General features: G+C 64.0%; 14 protein-coding genes. 6 read left to right on the top strand and 8 right to left on the bottom strand.

Annotation, left to right across the window (positions count from 1 at the left end; translation table 11 throughout):
- Positions 1 to 40: 40 nt before the first annotated feature.
- A complete protein-coding gene (locus tag ACLGL5_RS08390) occupies positions 41 to 253 on the bottom strand; it encodes a hypothetical protein (RefSeq protein ID WP_027047640.1) in 213 nt (70 codons plus the stop codon).
- An 89-nt stretch (positions 254 to 342) separates the two neighbouring features.
- Positions 343 to 1,668 carry a xylose isomerase gene (gene xylA, locus ACLGL5_RS08385; protein WP_038651459.1) on the bottom strand — a complete coding sequence of 442 codons (1,326 nt, stop codon included), beginning with the start codon at positions 1,666 to 1,668 and terminating at the stop codon, positions 343 to 345.
- 136 nt (positions 1,669 to 1,804) lie between these two features.
- Between xylA and ACLGL5_RS08380 the strand changes: the two genes are divergently transcribed.
- On the top strand, positions 1,805 to 2,167 hold the full coding sequence (locus tag ACLGL5_RS08380) for a nuclear transport factor 2 family protein (protein WP_069090766.1): 363 nt from the start codon (positions 1,805 to 1,807) through the stop codon (positions 2,165 to 2,167).
- A gap of 32 nt (positions 2,168 to 2,199) precedes the next feature.
- Here ACLGL5_RS08380 and xylB read toward each other — a convergent pair whose 3' ends face one another.
- Both xylB and ACLGL5_RS08370 read right to left on the bottom strand, forming a co-directional pair.
- Positions 2,200 to 3,654: a xylulokinase gene (gene xylB / locus ACLGL5_RS08375; RefSeq protein WP_494372894.1), complete on the bottom strand. Its 1,455-nt coding sequence runs from the start codon at positions 3,652 to 3,654 to the stop codon at positions 2,200 to 2,202.
- A gap of 81 nt (positions 3,655 to 3,735) precedes the next feature.
- Entirely contained in the window at positions 3,736 to 5,058 is a 1,323-nt protein-coding gene (locus ACLGL5_RS08370) for a tetratricopeptide repeat protein (RefSeq protein WP_019862632.1), read from the bottom strand.
- Between the two features lie 227 nt (positions 5,059 to 5,285).
- Here ACLGL5_RS08370 and ACLGL5_RS08365 point away from each other — a divergent pair, with 227 nt between their 5' ends.
- Complete coding sequence (locus ACLGL5_RS08365; RefSeq protein WP_083246517.1) at positions 5,286 to 8,132, top strand: autotransporter family protein; 2,847 nt, start codon at positions 5,286 to 5,288, stop codon at positions 8,130 to 8,132.
- Positions 8,133 to 8,181: 49 nt separating this feature from the next.
- Here ACLGL5_RS08365 and ACLGL5_RS08360 read toward each other — a convergent pair whose 3' ends face one another.
- Both ACLGL5_RS08360 and ACLGL5_RS08355 read right to left on the bottom strand, forming a co-directional pair.
- Positions 8,182 to 8,805, bottom strand: a complete 624-nt coding sequence (locus ACLGL5_RS08360) for a LysE family translocator (protein WP_069090765.1) — start codon at positions 8,803 to 8,805, stop codon at positions 8,182 to 8,184.
- Positions 8,806 to 8,961: 156 nt separating this feature from the next.
- Positions 8,962 to 9,243 (bottom strand): hypothetical protein, encoded by a 282-nt coding sequence (locus ACLGL5_RS08355; protein ID WP_167470444.1) that lies wholly within the window; start codon positions 9,241 to 9,243, stop codon positions 8,962 to 8,964.
- A gap of 80 nt (positions 9,244 to 9,323) precedes the next feature.
- Here ACLGL5_RS08355 and ACLGL5_RS08350 point away from each other — a divergent pair, with 80 nt between their 5' ends.
- The 4 genes from ACLGL5_RS08350 (at position 9,324) to ACLGL5_RS08335 (ending at position 13,920) form a co-directional block, all read left to right on the top strand.
- Positions 9,324 to 10,091 carry a L,D-transpeptidase gene (locus tag ACLGL5_RS08350; protein WP_019862629.1) on the top strand — a complete coding sequence of 256 codons (768 nt, stop codon included), beginning with the start codon at positions 9,324 to 9,326 and terminating at the stop codon, positions 10,089 to 10,091.
- Positions 10,092 to 10,257: 166 nt separating this feature from the next.
- On the top strand, positions 10,258 to 11,424 hold the full coding sequence (locus tag ACLGL5_RS08345) for a diphosphate--fructose-6-phosphate 1-phosphotransferase (RefSeq protein WP_069090764.1): 1,167 nt from the start codon (positions 10,258 to 10,260) through the stop codon (positions 11,422 to 11,424).
- 35 nt (positions 11,425 to 11,459) lie between these two features.
- Positions 11,460 to 12,179, top strand: a complete 720-nt coding sequence (locus ACLGL5_RS08340; RefSeq protein WP_069093244.1) for an MBL fold metallo-hydrolase — start codon at positions 11,460 to 11,462, stop codon at positions 12,177 to 12,179.
- Between the two features lie 196 nt (positions 12,180 to 12,375).
- A complete protein-coding gene (locus tag ACLGL5_RS08335; protein WP_069090763.1) occupies positions 12,376 to 13,920 on the top strand; it encodes a DegQ family serine endoprotease in 1,545 nt (514 codons plus the stop codon).
- Positions 13,921 to 14,120: 200 nt separating this feature from the next.
- On the opposite strand, the gene coaA is transcribed toward ACLGL5_RS08335, so the two are convergent.
- Together coaA and ACLGL5_RS08325 are read right to left on the bottom strand one after the other, a co-directional pair.
- Positions 14,121 to 15,080: a type I pantothenate kinase gene (coaA, locus tag ACLGL5_RS08330; protein ID WP_019862624.1), complete on the bottom strand. Its 960-nt coding sequence runs from the start codon at positions 15,078 to 15,080 to the stop codon at positions 14,121 to 14,123.
- Between the two features lie 24 nt (positions 15,081 to 15,104).
- The gene (locus ACLGL5_RS08325; RefSeq protein WP_019862623.1) at positions 15,105 to 15,428 is read right to left on the bottom strand and encodes a phosphoribosyl-ATP diphosphatase; all 324 of its coding nucleotides are present in this window, start codon (positions 15,426 to 15,428) and stop codon (positions 15,105 to 15,107) included.
- Positions 15,429 to 15,457: the final 29 nt, after the last annotated feature.

The following is a 15,457-nucleotide window of genomic DNA, read 5'->3' as shown; positions in this document are numbered from 1 at the left end:
TTTCACGAACAGCACGGTGGCGAAGCCGCTGTCCCATTCATCATCGGGATAGCGGTCTTTTTCGGATGTAGCCGACCGCCTTGTAGACATTGCGGGTGCGCTCGTTGAACGTGTCGGTCTCGACATAGCGCCGCGCCGATGCCTGGGTGACGTGCGGCAGCCAGGTGCCTTCAAAGGTTTCCCGCAGCGCCTGTTTCAAGGCTGCGACGTCGCCCGCCTGCGCCTTGCGCACCGTGATCCGCCCGTTTGCCATCATCATCTCCCTTAGGAAGAGCGGATTAGCAAAAGGCGATCACGGCGGCTTTCGGCCACATCGGGCAGCTGTCTGTCCAGCGTCCGCCGTCAGACGTAGCGGTTGACGATGTTTTCCAGCAATTCCTGACGGCCGGAGCGCGGCTGCGGTTCGATCTTCTTCTTGACCACGCGCTCGGCGATGTCCTCGAGCGTGCGCTTGCCCGACAGCATTGCCTTGCCCTCTGCCGTGTTCCAGCCGGCATAGCGCTCGGCCAGCGGCGCCGACAGCGCCTTGTCCTCGACCATGCGGGCCGCGGCCTTGAGGCCGCGCGCACAAGAATCCATGCCGCCGATATGGCCGATCAGCAGGTCCTGCGGGTCGAGCGACTGGCGACGCAACTTGGCGTCGAAATTGGTGCCGCCGGTCTTGAAACCACCGGCCTGCAGGACCTGGTAGTAGGCCAGCGCCATTTCCGGCACGTTGTTGGGGAACTGGTCGGTGTCCCAGCCCGACTGGTAGTCGTTGCGGTTCATGTCGATCGAACCGAAGACGCCAAGCGCATTGGCGAGCGCCAGCTCGTGCTCGAAGGAATGGCCGGCGAGGATGGCGTGGCCCTGCTCGATGTTGAGTTTTACTTCCTTCTCCAGGCCGAAGCGCTTGAGGAAGCCATAGACCGTGGCGACGTCATAGTCGTACTGATGCTTTGTCGGCTCCTGCGGCTTTGGCTCGATCAGGATGGTGCCCTTGAAGCCGATCTTGTGCTTGTAGTCGACGACGAGGCTGAGGAAGCGGCCGGCCTGTTCCTGCTCGCGGGCAAGGTCGGTGTTGAGCAGCGTCTCATAGCCTTCGCGCCCGCCCCACAGCACATAGTTCTCACCCTTCAGCCGCTTGGTGACGTCGATGCAGCTCTTCACCGTCGCCGCCGCATAGGCAAAGACATCCGGATCGGGGTTGGTGGCGGCGCCCGACATGAAGCGGCGATGCGAAAAAAGGTTTGCCGTGCCCCAGAGCAGCTTGACCCCGGTCTGCTTCATCTTGCCGGCGAAATAGTCCGCGATCTCGTCGAGGCGGGCGGCACTTTCTGAAAAGTCCTTGCCCTCGGGCCGGACATCGGCGTCGTGGAAGCAGAAATAGGGCGCGCCGAGCAGCGAGAACATCTCGAACGCAACATCGGCCTTGAGCTTCGCCAGTTCCATCGTGTCGATGCCGCCGGCCTTGGGGAACCAGGGGCGATCGAAGGTCTGGCCGCCGAACGGGTCGCCACCCGGCCAGGCAAAGGAGTGCCAATAGGCGACGGCGAAGCGAAGATGGTCTTCCAGCCGTTTGCCGGCGACGACCTCGTCAGGATTGTAGAAGCGGTAGGCCAGCGGATTGGTCGAATCCGGCCCCTCATATTTGATCTTCTGAATGTCGCCGAAAAATCCGCTGCTCATGATTTCTGTCCTCTCTCGAATAGTTCGCCCTGATTACCTCAGGTAATTCGCCTTGATTACCTCAGGCGTAATTGGTTTCGCACTGCCGTGGGGTGAAAAGGGTTGCGTCAAAGCCACTCAACGAAGGAGACAGACCATGACCGACCTCAACAAAATCGCCGAGGGCTACATCACCGCCTGGAACGAAAGCGATGCCAGCCGTCGCGCCGAATTGCTGAAGGCCACGTTCACCGAAGACGTCAGCTATCGCGATCCGCTGATGCAGGGCGACGGCCATGACGGTGTCGCGGCGCTGATCGACGGCGTGCAGCAACGCTTTGCCGGCTTCCGCTTCTCGCTGAAGGGCACGCCGAACGGCTTCGCCGACAAGATCCGCTTCTCCTGGAACCTCGGGCCTGAAGGCGTTCCTTCGGTCATCGAAGGCACCGATATCGGCGTCATCGAAAACGGCCGCCTGAAGAGCATCACCGGCTTCCTCGACAAGGTCCCGGCGCAGTGAGGCCGGAAGTCGCGGCGTGGGCGAGAAATCGTTCACGCCGTGGCACCCCTGATTGCCGGATAGAGCGCCCGGTAGCGATGATAGGCATCGGCGTAGGCGCCGCCGAGCTTGGCATCCGGTTCGATCGTGGCATCCGTCCTTGGGGCGGAGCAGACGGCCAGCGGATCGGCACCCGTCGCCGCGATCAGGCCGAGCCTGGCGGCACCGAAGGCGGCGCCGAAATCGCCGTCGGCGGGAATATCCACCGGCACCTGCAGCGCGGTGGCGATCGATTTCAGCCAGTAGCGCGAGCGTGAGCCGCCGCCGATCGCCGTCACCCGCGTCAATGTGGTGCCGGCTGTCTTCAGGGCTTCGAGACTGTCGCGGAAGGCGAAGGCGACGCCTTCGAGCACCGCCTGCGTCAGGACTGCCCGGCTCAATTCATGCGCCAGCCCGGTGAAGGAACCGCGAATGGCGGAATCATTGTGTGGCGTGCGCTCGCCCGAGAGGTAGGGCAGGAAGGATACACCGGTCGGCGCCTTCAGCGCGTCGCCGAGTTCAGCGGTCAGTTCACCCGCGCCCTTTCCAGTGATCTCCGACAGCCAGTTGAGCGAATCGGTCGCCGACAGGATGACGCCCATCTGGTGCCAGGTGTCGGGCAGCGCATGGCAGAAGGTGTGGACGGCACTTGCCGGGTTGGGCAGATAGGACGCGTTGGCGGCAAACAGCACGCCCGACGTGCCGAGAGAGACAAAGGCATGGCCAGCGCCGACCGTGCCCATGCCGCAGGCCGAGGCTGCATTGTCGCCGGCGCCACCGGCAATCGGGATGCCGGCCTCGACGCCCCATTTCGATGCCAATTCGCTGCGCAAACCGCCGGCCTTCTCGGTGCCTTCGACCAGGGACGGCATCTGCTTCTCGTCGAGCGACGTTGCCGCCAGCAATTCGGCCGACCAGCGGCGCTTGCCGACATCGAGCCAGGACGTGCCCGCTGAGTCCGACATTTCGGAAATGTGCTCGCCAGTCAGCCAAAGCCGCAGGAAATCCTTCGGCAGCAGCACCTTGGCCACTTTGGCGAAGACGGCGGGTTCGTTGTTCTTCACCCAGGCGAGCTTGGGCGCGGTGAAGCCGGGGAAAACGATGTTGCCGGTGAGCTTGCGGAAGCGCGGATCGGCGTCGAGCGCTGCTGCCTCGACATGGCTGCGCGTGTCGTTCCACAGGATGCAGGGGCGCAGCACATGATCAGCCGCATCGAGCAAGGCCGCGCCGTGCATCTGGCCGGACAGGCCGATGCCTTTCACCGCCGCGAACTGCCCGGGGTGCGAAGCCTTGAGTTCGGCAATCGCGTCTTCGCAGGCGCGTATCCAGTGGGACGGGTCCTGTTCGGACCAGCCGGGATGCGGCCGCGAAACGTCAAGCGAACCATGGCCGGAGCCGACGACGGTCTGTCCGGCATCGATCAGCAGCGCCTTGACGCCCGACGTGCCCAGGTCGAGGCCGAGATACATATCATCCTCCCATGCCAATTATTTTTTTCGGATCTCGAAAAAATCTGGCTGAGCAGTTTTTAAGGCAAGATCGGCTTGCGGTCAATTCTCTGACAAATCGGCCGCGCGTCGCGCAAGCAGCACAGACAGCGGGCTATCCGGCCGCGCCATCGAACGCTCCGCCGTGAGCGCCCCGGCGAGCGCGCGGTCACCGGCCCGCAAGGCCGCTTCGATCAGCGTCAGGTCGATGACGTCGCGCTGTGCGTGGCTGCCGCCGAAGCGGTTGGCGATCGCCCGGATCGGCCGGATCAGGTGCACGGCCTCGCTGTAGTTGCCCTCGCCGAACGCCTTGATTGCCAGCGTCAGTGGATGGCCGACATCCCGCGTGAAAGCGACGTTGTCGCCGCCGCCATGCATCGCCTCGCGTTGCGCCTCGAGCAAGGCAAGGGCGGGTCCGTCGAGCCCGGCGCCAACGAAGGCCATCATCGCATGCGCATCGTTGAAGGCATAATCGCCGGCGCCGGCCTTGGGCCAATTGGCGGCGAGCGCCGTCCAGCGGTCACCGACATCGATGCCGCCGAGATGCAGCCGCCACAGGATTGCCGACGCATCGACCATGTTCAACGCCATCGCCGATGGCGTGCCATAGATCGGTCCGTCATAGAGCGCCAGCACCTGGTCGATCTCGCCGAGATCGTAGTGGAACAGCGCCAGGTGCCACCAATTGTGCACCTGCAGGAAGCTCTCCTTTGTCCAGGCTTCGGGATTGGCGCGCATCCAGGCGATACCGTCCTTTTGCCGGCTTTGCATTTCCATGACATGGGCGACCGCATGTTGCGCCCAGCCGTCGCGCGGCTCGATCTCGACCGCCGCGCGACCAAGCTTTTCGGCCCTGGTATAGTCCCCCATTTCCTCCAGCCCGAAGGCCTGCATGCCGAGGATGGCGTGGTAGCCCGGCATGCCGCTCTGCCATGACGGCAAGGCGCGGGCGATGCGATCACGCAGCATGCGGGCATTGCCGGTGAAGAAATCGATCTGGTGCCCGACCTGCAGCGCCAGCGCGTCGAGCGGGGTCTGGATGGCGATATCCTCGAGGATCCTGGCGGCGTCATGCCAGCGCCCGTTGGCGAGGTGGCCGAGGGCCAGAACATGCGCCGCTTCGCGCGCCGTCGCGGCAAGCGGCAGCGCCGCCTCGTGGCAAGCCCTGGCCACCGCCGTCGCGTCGCGCTCGGTGGCAAGGCCGAAGAGATAGCCCTTGAAGACATGCGCCATGACGAAACCGGGATCCGCCGATATGGCACTGTCGACGGAAGCGACGGGATCGCCGATGAAGCACAGCAGTTCACGCACGGCCTGGCTGTAGGGCGTGAACCCCGCTTCGGTGGCGCCCGAAAATGTCAGGCCGAATGTGTCCCTGATTGCCATGCAACATCCCTCTGATCGACCTGGAACAAGCCCCGGACCCTTCGGGCCAAGGCGATCTTAAATCATGGGCCACGGACGTGCCAATCGTGCACTGCATAAGGTCTATGCCAGCAGCCTTTGCAGTTCATCAACGATGGAATGCAGATTAGGCTTTGTAAAATCGAACGAATTGTGGCTTCATTGCGGCGCGGCGAAGGGCTTGTAATCGCGATCTGAGAGGGGACGCGATGCGGCATTTTGAAATACAGCGTCCGAACAGCCGTTCGGAAAACGTTGATGAGTCGATTTCTTTGTTGTGGCGAAAACCACGGCAAATCCATCCATGGTTTATTAGCTTACTTGCAACTACCACGCTTGTGTTGCTGCCGAATTCCGCGGCCCTGGCGGCCTGCGTGCTGGTTCCGTCGGCTGGAAATACCACCTTCACCTGCGATAGCGGCGATTCGGGCGGCGGCCTTACCGATACAAGCGGCGACAACACGCTGACCTTTCCCGCCGGCGGCACCGGGCAGGTGAGCGGCAACGTCACCTTCGGCGCCGGTACGGATCGCATCGACATGCAGTCCGGCACCATTACCGGTACGGTCAACCAGGGCGACGGCACGGATTTCTTCACGATCGGCGGCGGCACCGTCTCCGGCAATGTCCAGCAGGGCGCCGGCATCGACGATTTCAACATGAGCGGCGGCCAGATCGGATCGCTCAACCAGGGCGACGGACTGGACACATTCACCATGACGGGCGGACGCATCGTCGATTTCTTCGACGATGGCGACAACGCGGTGATGACCGGCGGCCGCATCGGCCGGGTCAACATGAAGCTCGACAAGAACTATTTCAACATGTCCGGCGGCACCATCGACCGCAACCTCGTCACCGGCTTCGACCAGGACACCATCATCCTCTCGGGCGGCACGATCGGCGGCAACATCAGCGTCAGCGGCGGCAATGACAGCGTGACGATATCGGGCGGCACGGTCGGCGGCGATGTGCTGATGAGCTTTGGCTCCGACAGTTTCGTCTGGAATGGCGGCGGCATCATCTATGGCGCCGTCGATCTCGGCGCCGACAACGATACCGCCAAGCTCAGCAACCTCACCAACGCCAATCTCGGCGACACGGATGCCCTGAATGGCGGCCTCGGTACCGATGCGCTGACCTTCGACAACGTCAAGCTGGAGGGGATCGCCAGAGTCCAGAACTGGGAAAGCATCAGCGCCACCAACGACACACAGCTGATGCTCGACGGCAATCTCAAGCTCGGCGACAGCGGCACCGGCACGGGCTCGCTCAGCGTCGATGCTTCGAGCACGCTCTATGGCGGCGGCTTCAACGCGACGATCCAGGCCTTCACGGCAGGCCAGTTGGCGGAAGTGACCAATGCCGGGCGCATCGACCTGACCAACGGCACCACAGGCGCAACCGATCGGCTGACGATTTCGGGCAATTATGTCGGCGCCGGCGGCGTGCTGCTTGTCCAGACCGAACTCGGCGACGATTCTTCCGCGTCCGACAGGCTGGTGCTTTCGGGCGGCACGGCTTCCGGCTCGACCGGCATTTCCGTGGTCAACGCCGGCGGCGCGGGTGCCGCGACCGCTCAGGACGGCATCATGCTCGTCCAGGCAGTCAACGGCGCCACTTCGGGCGCCTCGACCTTCGCGCTCGACGGGCCAGTCGCCGCCGGCGCCTTTGAATACTATTTGTTCAAGGGCGGCGTCAGCGCCGGCAGCGAGGAGAACTGGTATCTGCGCTCGACGCTGATAACACCGACGACGCCGGCCGCGGCGCCGCCGACGGTCGAGCCCTCCCCGCCGGTGGAACCGGTGCCGCCGACGGCCGAGCCGCCACCCCCGCCGCCATCCGAACTGCCGCCGACGCCACCGCCGAGCGAGGGCGACATCAACAATCCGCCGGTCGACCCGACACCGCCCGTGCAGGCCAGCGACCCACAACCCGAACCGCCGCCGCCGCCGCCACCGGCGCCTCCGGCGGATCCGCCACCGCCGCCACCGGTGGTGCCGACCGAAGCGCCGGCGCTTCCGGTGCCGACACTGCCCGGCCCGCCGCCTGTCCAGCCGGCGCCGCCGACACCCGGAGCGACCGCGGTGCAGGCAGCCGTGATCCCGCTCTACCGCATCGAGGTCCCGGTCTATTCGGCCTTGCCGCCGGTGGCCGAACACCTGGCGATGACGACGCTCGGCACCTTCCACGAACGGCGGGGTGAGCAAAGCCTGCTGTCGAACCCCGAGCTATCGCCGGTCTGGGGCCGCATCTATGGCCAGGACGCCAAGATGGGCTGGTCGGGAACGGTGTCGCCCTCCTTCGACGGCACGCTGTTCGGCCTCCAGGCGGGTTTCGACGTGTTCGGCCGCGACACCACCTCGGGCGGAATCGATCGCGCCGGCCTGTTCGTCGCCTATGCCAGCATGAAGGGCGATTTGCGCGGCCAGGCGCTGGGATGGAACGATCTGTCCGTCGGCAGCCTCAACGTCACCGGCACCAGCGTCGGCGGTTACTGGACCCGGATCGGCCAAAGCGGCTGGTACCTTGACGGCGTCCTCATGGCCACGTTCTTCGGCGGCCACGCGACATCGTCGCGCGACATCGGCATCGATGTCGGCGGAACAGGCGTCACCGCTTCGCTGGAAGGCGGCTATCCCATCGCGCTGGCGCAGGGCTGGACGCTCGAACCGCAGGCGCAACTGGTCTGGCGGCATCTGTCGCTCGACGACACCAACGACCGCTTCTCGTCGGTTTCCTTCGACACCAACGACAGCGTCAGCGGCCGGCTGGGTGCGCGGCTGCAGGGCGAGACCACCATCAACGGCATGGCGCTGCAACCCTACCTCAAAGCCAACATCTGGCACGATTTCGGCGGCACCAGCCATGTCAATTTCGACACCACCGACATCTCGACCGAGGGCCGGTCGACCTCCTTCGAGTTCGGCGGCGGCGTGGTCGCCAAAGTGACCGAGAAGGTCAGCCTCTTCGCCACCGGCGACTACACGACCAATCTGGGCGGCGACAAGCGCCGCATCCTCAAGGGCAATGTGGGCATCAGCGTGAAGTGGTGAACCACCATCCGAAACCGGTTCCGGTTCGGATGGTGGAATAAAGGGTCGCCTAGTTCCCCGAACGCATCGCCACCGTGGCGATGCCGGCGCCGACCAGCAGCGTGCCGCCGGTGCGGTTGAAGATGCGGATCGCCTTGGGATTGCGGACGACGTTTCGGGCGCGGGCCGCGACCAGCGCATAGCCGAAGGCATTGGCGAAGGCGAGCGCCAGGAAAGTCGTCTCGAAAATCAGCATCTGCGTCCAGAAATCGGCGTGCCGGTCAAGGAACTGTGGCAGGAAGGCGACGAAGAAGGTGATGCTTTTCGGGTTGAGCGCGGTGACCAGCCAGGCATGCGCCATCATCTTGGCCGAAGACACCACGTCGGTGCGCGGCTCAGCCTTCAGCGCGCCGCCGGCGAGGAACAGCTTTACGCCGAGATAGATCAGATAGCCGGCGCCGATCAGCTTCAAGATGGTGAAGACCGTCGCCGAAGCGGCGAGCAGCGCGCCAATGCCGAGCATCGACAAGGTCATGGCGGTGAAATCGCCGAGTGCCACGCCAACCGCCATCGGCAAAGCGGTGCGCCAGCCCTGGCCCAGCGCATAGGACACGACCAGCAGAATCGTTGGCCCCGGAATGATGAGCAGGATGGTAGACGCGGCGGCGAAGGCGGCCCAGTTCTCGAAGGACATGTCTGTCTCCCTTGGGTTAAGGAGAAGGATAAATCCTCAGCCCAGGGGCAATGTAAAGAGGCCTGATTTTTGTTTTTACGAAAATCCGGGCGGAAGACCGCCACGCACTTTCCTTGGAATTGCCGCGCCATCAATTGCGCCAAAGGCAGGTCGGCGTCAGTTCGCGCCGCTCAGCGTGCTCACGATATCGGCCAGGCTGACATCGGCACCGAGAACCAATGCGGCCGCGACAATGGCAGCGGCAAAAAGCGTGATGTCGGTTTTTAACGTCTTGCACATGGAGGCCCCTCGCTGATCGCCCGATGGGTAGGAAAGACCGGTGCCGGGATTATGACCCGGCCTGGGTCTTTTTGTGCAGGAACGCCCGGTTGCCAGTTCATTCGGCACGGTCAGGTGCCGCCAGGCCAGGCGCAAATCCAGGCAGCGCAAGGCATTCACGCTTTATCAACCATGAATGATGAAAATGCCCGCTATCCGGCCGGACCGTGCTTCCCGCCGACAGCGTAGGGTTTGGGTATATGCGTGAGTTGCCGCAAGGTCTGACGCCGCCACGATACGGCGACGCAATCGATACCGATCATCATCTTTCCCGCCGCGCTATCCTGTCCGGGGCAGGCGCGCTGGCGCTGCTCAGCGCGGCGGGCTGCTCGACGTCCGGCGGCGGCATGCCGGCGCTCGAACTCGACAATACGGTCACCGGTTCCGTGCCGCCGATGCGGCCGGCGATCAGCGTCGACAGGAATATCACCAGCCCCGACCTGATGTACGCCGCCTTGACGGACAATGGTTTCAACGTGCCTGAAGTGCCGTATCTGAAGGTCAAGCCGGAATTCCGCCGCCAGATCGTCGTCGACACGACCGGCGAGGCGCCCGGCACCATCGTCGTCCATCTCAAGGAGCGCATGCTCTATCTCGTCCAGCCGGGCGGCGACGCCATCCGCTATGGCGTCGGTATCGGCAAGGACGGCTTCCGCTGGTCCGGCCGCGCCAACATCCAGTATGGCAGGGAATGGCCTACCTGGACGCCGCCGCCGGAGATGATCCAGCGCAAGCCCGAACTGGTGAAGTGGCAGGGCGGCCAGCCAGGCGGCCTCACCAACCCGCTCGGCGCGCGCGCGCTCTACATCTACCAGGACGGCAAGGATACCGGCTACCGCATCCATGGCTCGCCCGAATGGTGGAGCATCGGCCAGGCGATGTCGTCTGGCTGCGTGCGCCTGATCAACCAGGACATCATCGACCTCTACAGCCGCGTTTCGAAGAAAAACCCGGTCGTCGTCATGTGATCGTTTTGGGCGGCTCAGGCGGCCGCTTCCATCTTCCTGTTCGCGCATGAACTTTTCCCGAAAACCCGTTTCCACTTTTCGGGATCATGCTCAAGACTCTCCCGTTGCGTGACGCGGCAAGACAGGCCAAGGTGCCTTGAAAACCATCGCTCGGGAGACGTCAGGAATGGCCGGAACTTTTGTCATCGCACAAGGCGGCGGCCCGACCGCCGTCATCAACCAGACGGTGCTCGGCGCCACGCTGGAGATCCGCAAGCGGCATCCCGGCGCCAAGGTGCTGGGTTCCATCCATGGCGTGCGCGGCATCCGTGACGGCAATTATGTCGACCTTTCGGCCATTCCCGAGGATCGGCTGCGGCTGATCGCCGGAACGCCAAGCGCGGCCCTCGGCTCGACACGCGACAAGCCGGATGCCGCCTATTGCGATGTCATCCTCAACGGCCTGAAGAAGGCCGGCGCCGACGCCTTCATCTATATCGGCGGCAACGACACGTCGGGCACGCAGCAGATCCTGACCGATGCCGCCGGCGGCTCGATCGCTTTCGTCCATGCGCCCAAAACCATCGACAATGATCTGGAGGAGAACGACCATACGCCGGGATTCATCTCGGCGGCCGAGTTCGTCGCCGGCGCCTTCCTCTCGGTCGATCTCGATTTCCGCGCTTTGCCCGGCATCTATGTCGGCATCGTGATGGGCCGGCATGCCGGCTTTCTCACGGCAGCGGCGGCTGCCTGGCAGCTCGATCCCGACAGCGGCCCGCATTTGGTCTACGTGCCGGAACGGCCATTCTCGGCCGGGGGCTTCATCGACGATGTGCGTGCCACGCTCGACCGCCACAAGCGCTGCATCGTTGCCGTGTCGGAAGGGGTGAGCACCGCCGACGGCAAGGCGCTGGTCGAAAGCCTGGTAGCGCCGGAGAAGCTCGAGCGCGACGCGCATGGCAACGTCAAATTGTCGGGCAGCGACCTGCCGGCAGCTCTCGAGCGCGCATTGGCCGAGGGCCTGCCGGGCAAGCGGGCCCGCGTCGACGCGCTCGGCTACATGCCGCGCGGCTATGTCGGCGCCATCAGCGCCGTCGACGCACAAGAGGCGTTCGATGCCGGCGCCTTCGCCGTGTCCGTCGCCGAACAGGGCGGGGGCTCCGTGGCGCTGCAATATGACGGCGCAAAGACCGTTCTGAAGAAGGTGCCGCTGAAGAACGTCGCCGGCAAGACCCGCCACATGCCTGACAATTTCATGAAGCCCGACGTCAACCAGCTGTCGGAGGCCGGCATGGCCTATCTCAAGCGGCTGGTGCCGGAAAAGTACAAGGTCGGGAAGCCTTTCGTTTGATGTCAGGCTTCCACCTGATACCGGGCTCACAAGTGATGCCGGAGTGGTTCAGCAAGAGCATCGTCGACGACAGGACGACGATGCTGACCGAGCCGTTCGTGCATGACTATGTGCGCGCCAACATCTGGCATCTGCGCGGCCGCGACGCCGACCTTTTGGTCGACACCGGGATGGGCATCTGCCCGCTGGCGCCGCAGATAGAGACGCCGCAAGGCAAACCGCTGCTGGTCGTCGCCACCCACATCCATCTCGACCATGTCGGCTCGCTGCACGAATTTGCGTGGCGGGCCGGGCCGAAGATGAGTGCGGCGCAATTCGAAAGCATGGATGAGGCGGCGACCTACGCCTACATGTTCCACGATCTCGAAGGCGCCGTGTCGATATTGCCGGCGCCGGGCTGGAAGGCCGCCGACTACAAGATCCCCTCGGCGCCGCTGACGCGGACGCTTGACGAGGGCGACGTGGTCGATCTCGGCGACCGGCAATTGCGCGTGCTGCACCTGCCCGGGCATTCGCCGGATTCGATCGCGCTTTTCGACGAGGCCGACGGGCTTTTTTTCAGCGGCGATGCCATCTACGACGACACGCTGATCGACACGCTGCCGGATTCCGATCGGGCTGCCTATGCCAGCACCATGCAGCGCCTGCTCGACCTGCCGATCCGCATCGGCCATGGCGGCCACGGGCAGAGCTTCGACGGCAAGCGTATGCGCGAGATTGCGGCCGACTATCTGCGCCGGCATGACGATCCGTAAGCGCTCCCTGAATTAAATCTTCGTAAGGTCGGCCGAAAACCCTAATTCGGGCCGATCGGCACCCTAGATACCTCGGTGTCGATCCGGCCGGCCGCCATGTACGGCGAGACAGGCAATCCGGTCGTCGACACGCCGGCGGGCGCTTCTCCCAAGATGCCCGCGGCGCCCGATCAACTCTCGCCCGGACAGAACGACCATGTCACCTCTTGGTATTCTTCGTAGGCATCGCGTCGCCGCCCTGCTGGGCGCTGCGCTGATCATCTCCCCCCTCGTCGTCTCGTTCGCCCAGAGCGCGAACAACAGCACCGGCGTCAGTAAAATTGTCGCGACGACCCAGACCCCGGTCGCCGGAATAACGGCCCCGAACGGCTCCTTTGCGCCGATCGTGGCGGCCGACAAGCCGGCAGTGGTCACGGTCACCACCATCATGAAGGCCCAGCCGGCAGGCGCCGATGACGGCATGCCTCTCGGCAATTCGCCGTTCGACCAGTATTTCCGCCAGTTCTTCGGTGACCAGGGCATGCCCGCTCCGCAGACGCCGCCTCAGCAGGCACAACGGGCCGAAGCGCTCGGTTCCGGCTTCATCGTCAGTGCCGACGGCACCATCGTCACCAACAACCACGTCGTCGACGGCGCCTCTTCGATCAAGGTGACGCTCGATGACGGTACGGAACTTCCCGCCAAGCTCGTCGGCCGCGATGCCAAGAACGACCTTGCCGTGCTCAAGATCAAATCCGACAAGCCCTTGCCGACGGTCAAATGGGGCGATTCCGACAGGCTGATGACCGGCGACCAGGTGCTGGCGATCGGCAATCCGTTCGGCATCGGCACCACGGTCACCGCCGGCATCGTTTCGGCACGCGGCCGCGACCTGCATAGCGGGCCGTTCGACGATTTCATCCAGATCGACGCGCCGATCAACCATGGCAATTCCGGTGGCCCGCTTGTGGATGTGAACGGCAATGTCGTCGGCATCAACACGGCGATCTATTCGCCCAATGGCGGCAGTGTCGGCGTCGGCTTCGCCATCCCGTCGGACCAGGCGCAAAAGGTCGTCGCCAAGCTGATGAAGGACGGTTCCATCCAGTACGGCTATCTCGGCGTCGAGATCCAGTCGGTGACGCCGGACGTGGCAAGCGCCATCGGGCTCGATCACCCCGGCGGCGCGCTGGTTTCCAAGGTCAATGACAGCTCGCCCGCCGCCAGCGCCGGAGTCGAGGCCGGCGACGTCATCACCGGCTTCGCCGGACAGGACGTGAAGGATCCCAAGGATCTGTCGCGGGCCGTGGCCGATGTCGCGCCCGGCGCCAAGGAAACGCTTGATGTCTGGCGCAAGGGCAAGGCGATACAGATTTCCGTCAACGTCGGGCAAAACAGCGACGATGTTAAGACGGCATCGACGGACGATTCCGGCGCACCGAGCACCGAGCAGGGCTCGCGCGCACCGGCGATCGGCCTCGGCCTGATGGACATCACGCCCGACATTCGCCAGGAAATGAACCTCGCCGACAATGAGCATGGCGCGGTGGTTGCGCGCGTCAATCCCGACAAGGCGGCCGCTGCTGCCGGCATTCAGCCCGGCGATGTCATCGTCGCCGTCAACCAGGCCCCGGTGAAGAGCGCCAGGCAGGTCACGCAGGCGATCGCGCAGGCGAGCAAGTCGGGCCGCAAGTCGGTGCTGCTTTTGATCGAACGCGATGGCAGCCAGATCTATGTCGCCGTGCCGTTCGCCAATGGCTGAGCCGCGATGCCGATGACATGAACGTCGAAGTGGCGGGCCTGCCGGAGGCGGGGCCGCCACCTCGGTATCTGGCTGGAGCAATTCCAGAAAAAGTGTGCGGTTATCCCGGGAAAAGCGCGTAGCGCTTTCCCTTGGGAATTGCGCCAAAACAAAGAGTTAGAGCATTTCGCCGTTTCCATGAAACGGTGAAACACTCGGGTCTAAAGTTTGCGCAGCGCCACTTCCTCGACCAGATGGTCGGCGCCCTTGCGCAGGATGAGGTCGGCGCGGGCGCGTGTCGGCAGGATGTTCTCGCGCAAATTCTTCAGATTGATGTTGGACCACAGGCCTTCGGCGATGGCGCGCGCCGCTTCCTCCGAAAGCTGCGAGTAGCGGTGGAAGAACGAGTCCGGATTGCGGAAGGCGGTCTCGCGCAGCCGCATGAAGCGCGCGATGTACCATTCGTGGATCAGCTTCTCGTCGGCATCGATATAGATGGCGAAGTCGAAAAAGTCGGACAGGAAGGGCACGATCTTGCCGTCCTGCGGCAACTTGCCCGGCTGCAGGACATTGATGCCTTCGAAGATCAGGATGTCGGGCCGGTCGATGGTGACGAACTCGCCGGGAATAACGTCGTAGGTGAGGTGCGAATAGACCGGCGCGCGGATATCGGGCAGCCCCGACTTGATGCCCGAGAGGAAACGTAGCAGCGCGCCGACATCGTAACTGTCGGGAAAGCCCTTGCGTTCCATCAGGTTCTCGCGGCGCAACACCTCATTGGGCAGCAGGAAACCGTCGGTGGTGATGAGATCGACCTTGGGGCTCGACGGCCAGCGCGCCAGAAGCTCCTTCAGCACGCGTGCGGTGGTCGATTTGCCGACGGCGACGGAGCCGGCGATGCCGATGATGAACGGCGTCTTGACGATATCGACGGCGTTGAAGAAAGCCTGGCGCTGCCGGAACAAGAGCTGGCTCGCCTCGACATGGGCGGACAAAAGCCGCGACAGCGACAGATAGATGCGCTTGACCTCCTCGAGGTCGACCGGATCGTTGAGCGAACGCAGGCGGCGGAACTCGTCCTCGCTCAGCGTCAGTGGTGTGTCGGCGCGGAATTGCGACCATTGCTCGGCCGAGAAGAAACGAAAGGGGGAATATTTCTCGGTTGGCGCGAGCTGATCCATCGAGATACCTGCCCTCCCTCGCGGTCAGCCCTGGGGCCGTGACGCCTTCTCGGCGATGCCCGAACGCCCGGTGCGGCTTTCGAGCTCCTTGAGCACGTCGCTCAGCGGAACACCCGAGAGGCCGAGAACGACGAGCCAATGATATATAAGATCGGCACTTTCGGAAACGAGGCCCTGTCTGTCGCCCTTGACGGCGGCAATCACCGTCTCGACCGCCTCCTCGCCGAGTTTCTGGGCCGCCTTGTCGATGCCGCGCGCGAACAGTTTCGCCGTCCAGGAGTCCGGGTCGCCGGAATGGGCGCGGTCCCTGATGATTGTCTCCAGATCGGAGAACGAAAATTCAGCCATGGCGCCTGGGGCCCTTTTCTTAGCCGGAA

Source organism: Mesorhizobium sp. U510 (genome assembly GCF_059180695.1).
Note: the sequence above shows the minus strand (reverse complement) of the source record. Positions and strands in the feature narration are given on the sequence as shown.

Bases quoted from the DNA above. Each gene is read 5' to 3' on its own strand.
- ACLGL5_RS08390 (WP_027047640.1), bottom strand. From the start codon at position 253: ATGGCAAACGGGCGGATCACGGTGCGCAAGGCGCAGGCGGGCGACGTC.
- xylA (WP_038651459.1), bottom strand. From the start codon at position 1,668: ATGAGCAGCGGATTTTTCGGCGACATTCAGAAGATCAAATATGAGGGG.
- ACLGL5_RS08380 (WP_069090766.1), top strand. From the start codon at position 1,805: ATGACCGACCTCAACAAAATCGCCGAGGGCTACATCACCGCCTGGAAC.
- xylB (WP_494372894.1), bottom strand. From the start codon at position 3,654: ATGTATCTCGGCCTCGACCTGGGCACGTCGGGCGTCAAGGCGCTGCTG.
- ACLGL5_RS08370 (WP_019862632.1), bottom strand. From the start codon at position 5,058: ATGGCAATCAGGGACACATTCGGCCTGACATTTTCGGGCGCCACCGAA.
- ACLGL5_RS08365 (WP_083246517.1), top strand. From the start codon at position 5,286: ATGCGGCATTTTGAAATACAGCGTCCGAACAGCCGTTCGGAAAACGTT.
- ACLGL5_RS08360 (WP_069090765.1), bottom strand. From the start codon at position 8,805: ATGTCCTTCGAGAACTGGGCCGCCTTCGCCGCCGCGTCTACCATCCTG.
- ACLGL5_RS08350 (WP_019862629.1), top strand. From the start codon at position 9,324: ATGCGTGAGTTGCCGCAAGGTCTGACGCCGCCACGATACGGCGACGCA.
- ACLGL5_RS08345 (WP_069090764.1), top strand. From the start codon at position 10,258: ATGGCCGGAACTTTTGTCATCGCACAAGGCGGCGGCCCGACCGCCGTC.
- ACLGL5_RS08340 (WP_069093244.1), top strand. From the start codon at position 11,460: ATGCCGGAGTGGTTCAGCAAGAGCATCGTCGACGACAGGACGACGATG.
- ACLGL5_RS08335 (WP_069090763.1), top strand. From the start codon at position 12,376: ATGTCACCTCTTGGTATTCTTCGTAGGCATCGCGTCGCCGCCCTGCTG.
- coaA (WP_019862624.1), bottom strand. From the start codon at position 15,080: ATGGATCAGCTCGCGCCAACCGAGAAATATTCCCCCTTTCGTTTCTTC.
- ACLGL5_RS08325 (WP_019862623.1), bottom strand. From the start codon at position 15,428: ATGGCTGAATTTTCGTTCTCCGATCTGGAGACAATCATCAGGGACCGC.